We start from the raw sequence: 5853 nt of genomic DNA on the forward strand, positions 1-5853 counted from the left end.
GGCAGTTTCAGCGCCGACCTGACGGTTCCGGCAAATAGCCTGCCGGCCAACCTTGAGTACGAGGTCATTCTGACCTACCGCCCCGTAGATGATGTACACCCCTATGCGTGGAACACTGAGGATCGCGTCCGTACGGCGCTGCCGGTGGAGTTCAACCTCCCGAAGGCTGTCCTTCCCTCCATCACCTATGATGTTTCGGCTATTTCTGAGGAGCAGATTGCTTCGGGTCAGCCGATTGAGGTGACGTTGACGGGTACCGGTTTTCAGGATGTCAATTCCTTGAGTTTCACGCTGTCTGAGCAGGGAACAATTAGGACCTACAGCGTGGCTTCTTTGGGCGAGTTCCAGGCGCCGGATACTGAAGAGAATCAGCGCATTTTCAAAGGCCTGATTCCTAACGGCTATTTCCAGAAGAAGATCACGATTCCCGCGGGAGTCCTGAAGTCCGGTAAGGGGTATTCCCTGGGTGTTTCTGGTGTAGAAACCCACGGGTGGAATAAGCTGTCGCGTAAGTTCCCCTTCGTTCCTGTGGGCAATAACCCCGCGCGTATGGCGTACCAGGATAATTCGTTCAGGAATACCCTACCGAAGGTATCTGTTGATGCGCAGAATTTTGATCCCGGTCAGGACCGCGTCTATAAGGTGACTATTTCTAATATTTCACCCGAGGTGGACCTGGGGTACTACATTGACTCTGTGCGGATTTATAACGCTACCTCCGGTGAGTCCAAGCCTTTCGCGGTCAACGATGTGGCGGGCCAGCACTACAAGCGCGACGAAATCGTAACCCGCAATCCTGACGGCACCCGTACGGTAGAAATCGAATATAAGGTTCAGGATGATGACGGGTTCTACCCCTCTCACGTGGGCTCGACGGCAGAAGTTCAGGTAACGTTCTCGAACTCTGAGTATTCGTACGGTAGCCATAAGTTCACGGTGAGCGCGCAGCTTCCGATGGTGCCGCCTCCCGCTGATACGGTTCGCCCGGTGAACCCCGGAAACGTGCAGCTGAAAGTCGATTCGGGAACCCTCAATATTTCTCAGGGCGGCACGGTGTCGGTGACGACTTCCCCGTTGAGCGCTGAATTCCGTCAGAAGTACACCTTCTACGAGCTGGCTCTGGTGCGACGTGGATCGGTGTACGTGCATGATTGGCGTAATAATAATCCGCCTCTCGACCAGTACGGCGGGTTTCTCAAGGATTTGAAGCATCAGGTGCGTGAGAACCCGGACGGTAGCCTCACCTACACGTTTGAGGTTCCCCCGCAGTACGTTGAGGCGGCGGACGGCGAGCTCTTTGACGTGTTCATGACGTACTACCCCTCGGATGTAAATGAGCTGGATTTGTTGAGTCCGATATATCGTATTTACATCCGCGCCCATATTGACGTGGTTCAGGATGCGCAGCCTACCCGCGCGACCTACCGTTTCAGCCGGTCTGCGATTGATAACCCGTGGAAGGATACGACGCTGAGGGTTGAGGGTTGGCACGTCCTCTCGCAGGCTAATAACTTCGCGGGGGATGGTGAACAGCCGGTTCTCGCCTTGTATGAGGCTGACCCGGCAACAGGCAAGATGGTGGGTCAGCCCGTGTTCACGCACACGCTGGAGTTCACTAACCAGCAGGATAACTACGGCACGTTCCGTAACAACTACCTCAACACGGAGATGACGATTCCGGCGGGTACGTTGAAGCCGGGCAAACTGTACTTCATGGGCGTGTACGGTGGCGGGGTGCCTTACCCCGGCATGGAAGATTCTTCGGGTTCTATGCTGAATGATGTTGCGGAGTTCCTGCCGGTGCATTCCCCCGATCAGGAGTCTGCACGACCCACGCTGCACCTTGGGTCGGTAAGTTTGAGCCCGTACGCGAAGACGAACTCGTTTACGGCACGCGCTACCGGACTCTCTGCACCGGGTGAAGGATCGTACCGCCTCTCCGTGCAGCACGTTGATGAGCAGGGGCGCTTGACCGGTCAGACGGTGTTCCAGCAGGCAATCCCGGCTGATCGCATCCAGGATGGCAGGGTGGAGCTGAATCTGACGATTGATCAGCAGCTGAGCTATTCGGGTGCGTACCGTCTGTTTATGGAGAGGGTCACCCCCGGTAAGGATGGTGCCGGCGAGTCGGTGGAGCAGCTTGCTGTCGAGGATATTCCTCTGAAGCTGACGCGTGAGGGTGAGTTGCAGGCTGCTGAACGCTGGTTTGCTGATCGTGAGATTCTGCCTGGTCCTTCGCCAATGTCCTGGAATAGCAATCTGACGCGCCGCGATGTGACGGTGGCGCTGTACCGTTTGGCTGGTTCCCCGAAGGTTGAGCTACCTGCTTTTAGCCCGTATGCGGATGTGGCATCGAGCGACCCGGACTACACCGCGTTCATTTGGGCTCGTCAGAAGGGTATTACCTTCGGTTGGGCGGACGGCAAGTTCCACCCGGATGCGCCCCTTTCGACCCCGTCGACGGTGGCTTTCCTGTACAGGTACCAGAAGGCGATGGGTCAGGTCACGCCGAAGGCACCGACCTCTTCTTCGCTGCCGGGTAACCAGGATGCGCCCCAGAGTTCCGATGGCTGGCATCATAAGGTTCGTGAGGGTAGCGCTTTCTGGCGTGAGGCTCAGTGGGCTGTTGATTACCGCATGTGGGGTTACAGCGTTGACGGGGAATACGCCTATGAGGGCTTTGATAATTCTTCCATTTCCTCTGGTGATTTTGCGTTGATGCTGTACCGCATGGAGCACGGCGGTAGCCACCTCAGGTAGCGCCCGATCGTGGTGAGGAGTGACCGGTGGGCTGGGATGCTCGACGTAGTTCGGCTTTTCAGCCCGCCGGTGCAGCCTCTTTCCCCCCTCCCGAGCGACTTCTCTTGCCTGATACCAGGCTTTACGGGGCTTCTTCTCCCCTAGCCTTGGCTTTTCAGACTATATCCACTCGACTTTTTCACTTGCTTCATCTACTCACTCGCTTCATTCACCGTACAGTTTTTTGTAGATGGGATAATGATGTCTTCATTCTTCACACCACGAGGCGCCCGGCGCTGTTCCACGTCTCCGCGCCACCCGGCGAGCGCCCGAGTGCTCAGCCTGTCGCTGTTGCTGGGTTTGAGCCCGCTTGCCGGTATCACCCCGGCGGCTCTGGCAACACCGACCCAGGTAGCACCGGACCAGCCGGCACAGGCAACCCCCGCTCAGGCAGACCCGGAACAGGCGACCCCCGCCTCCCCAGCCGCAGCTTTGGTTCAGAAGCAAGCAGACAACCAGCAGAATCCTGCGGCTCAAGGCGAGCAGACCAATTCGCTACCGACTCTGCGCGTCACTAGCGGAGCACTAAGAATTTATGCTGGAGGCACGGTGCATGTTGAGGGCACCGGCTTCACTCCCGAATTCTTGGCACACAATGAGCTACATAGCCTCATTATTGCGCCTAAGGGTTCCTCTACCTACGTGGGTCCTCACCAAGAGCCAACATACCAGGGACCGCGTTTTGACGTTCCGACGCCTGCCGCAGACGGGACTTTCAGCGCCGACTTGGAAGTATCCTCCAACGGCATCCCTGCGGGCATGGAGTACGAAGTTATTTTGACCTACCGCCCGCTAGATGACGCACACCCCTATCAGTGGAATACTGAGGACCGTATTCGTACGGTGCTCCCTGTAACAAATGATTTTCCACAGTCTGTTCTGCCTTCTATTACCTATGATGTGAATTCTATTTCTGAGGAGCAGATTAATTCCGGAAAACCGATTGAAATCAATATGACGGGTTCGGGTTTTGACGGGATGAATAAGCTAAGTTTTACTCTCGTTGAATACGACCCGACTGCAAATGTTACCCATAAATATCTCAAGGAGCTGGGGTCTTTTGACCCTTCAGATTCTCCGTACTTTAAGCGCGTTTTTCATGGCTTAATTCCTAACGGTCATTTTCAGCATAAAATTACGATTCCTGCCGGTCTTTTGAAATCAGGCAAGGGTTATTACCTGTCGGTACAGGGAGATTCTCCTTCAGGCCCGATTGCTATGAGGCGTGCCTTCCCCTTCGTTCCTGTGGGCAAGAGCCCCATAAAAATGCCTTACCAGAGCAATACGTACCGCAATACTCTTCCGAAGGTTTCATTGTCTCCTCAGACGGTTGACCCGTACCATGAGGGGAAATATAAAGTCACTATTTCTAATATTTCCCCGGAAGTTGATTTGGGATACTATATTGGATCGATTAGTGTTTATAGTAAAATCGCTCAAAAAACTATTGCCAACCTCAGCGTTAATAGTGACCATTACTATGAACGTGACAAAATTGTGGTCCGTAACCCCGACGGCACTCAAACCGTAGAACTTGAAATTAATGCGGAGGATATTAAAGAGCTACAGGGCGTGTATTTGGGTTCCGAAGCGGAGCTGAGGGTCTATTTCTCAGATAATCCTTACTACGGTTCAGAGAACCATAATTTTACGGTTGCTGCACCAGTTCGGCTGGCGGATTCCCCTACCCCGTTGACCCCTCCCACCCCTGCGGAGGATAAGAAACCTGACAACCCGGTTGGCATGAAGCTCACCTCGGGCACCCTCAATATTTCTGAAGGCGGCACTGTCTCTGTGACGACTGCACCGCTGAGTGCCGAGTTCCGTGCGAAGTACACGTTCTATGAGTTCGGCATTGTGGAGCGCGGTAAGAATTACCTTCAGTCACATTACGGCGATCCCCTTCCTGAGGCGCAGTACGGTAGCAAGGTTGCCAGCCTCCGTGCTGAGGGTAAGGCCCACGATAATCCTGATGGGAGCGTCACGTTCACTCTTGATATCCCGAAGCAGTGGATGATGGTTCCGGAGGGTACCCTCTTCGATGTGGTGCTGACTTACTACCCGTCCAATCAGTCGGAGCCGGACCCCTATTCTCCGTATGATGATCCCCGTAGTACGGCACGAATTCCCTTGCCCACGGTGCGCGACCCTGAGCCTGATCAGCCGACGTACCGCTACAGCATTTCGGCGATTGATAAGCCGTGGCAGGATACGACTCTGACGGTTGAGGGCTACCATATTCTTCCCCCGAATATCGTAGGTGGATACGACAGCCAGGCGTACGTCACTCTGTATGAGGCAGACCCGGCTACGGGAAAGATTATGGGACACCCTGTTTTCTCCCATGTTGTTCCGTTGACGGGCAACTGCTTGCATCACTGTACGGGTTTCCGCAATAACTATTTCGGCACGAAGATGACGATTCCGGCGGGTACGTTGAAGCCGGGCAGGCTCTACATGATTGGCATCTACGGTTCTAATCTTCCTCACCCGGGCGAGGAGGACTATAACGGCAGCTTGCTGACCAGTGTTGCGCAGTTCCTTCCGGTGCGGTCGGGGCAGCCGAGCGATAACCAGCCGAACCCTGACCAGCCTGTAGCTCGTCCGGATTTGTACATTCCGTATAAGCGCATCAACCCGTATCAGGAGATGAATACTCTCACCGCCCGTGTCTCGGGTCTTCCGAAACTTACCGAGGGCTATTACCGTTTCTCGGTTCAGGCAACGGATGATTTTGGCAAGCTGACCGGTGAGAAGGCCCTGGAACAGGTTATTCCCGTTGAGCGCATCCACGATGGTGCCGCGGAGGAGAAGCTGAACGTCCCCGGTAGCACGCTGAATTATGAGGGGTCTTACAGGGTTTTTGTGGAGAAGGTAACCCCCGGCAAGAACGGTGCCGCAGATACGGTCGAGCCGGTGGCTTCTGAGAATCTTGACCTCTTGGCGAATACTACGGAGGAGCAGAAGGCCGCTCTTGAATGGGTTAAGCAGCAGGCTCTTTTGGACGAGAGTAAGACCGTTTTGAGTCGCCGCGATGTCACGGTGGCGCTGTAC

At 54.9% G+C, this 5853-nt stretch carries 2 protein-coding genes; both read left to right on the forward strand.

Features of this window, described 5'->3' with window-relative positions:
- Positions 1–2760: S-layer homology domain-containing protein (locus HMPREF2712_RS07885; RefSeq protein WP_070819708.1), on the forward strand; the 2760-nt coding region annotated here is incomplete at its 5' end.
- 237 nt (positions 2761–2997) lie between these two features.
- On the forward strand, positions 2998–5853 hold a 2856-nt coding region (locus HMPREF2712_RS07890; protein ID WP_246828700.1), incomplete at its 3' end, for a siroheme synthase.

Source organism: Rothia sp. HMSC064F07 (assembly GCF_001837265.1).
Classification (GTDB): Bacteria; Actinomycetota; Actinomycetes; order Actinomycetales; family Micrococcaceae; genus Rothia; species Rothia mucilaginosa.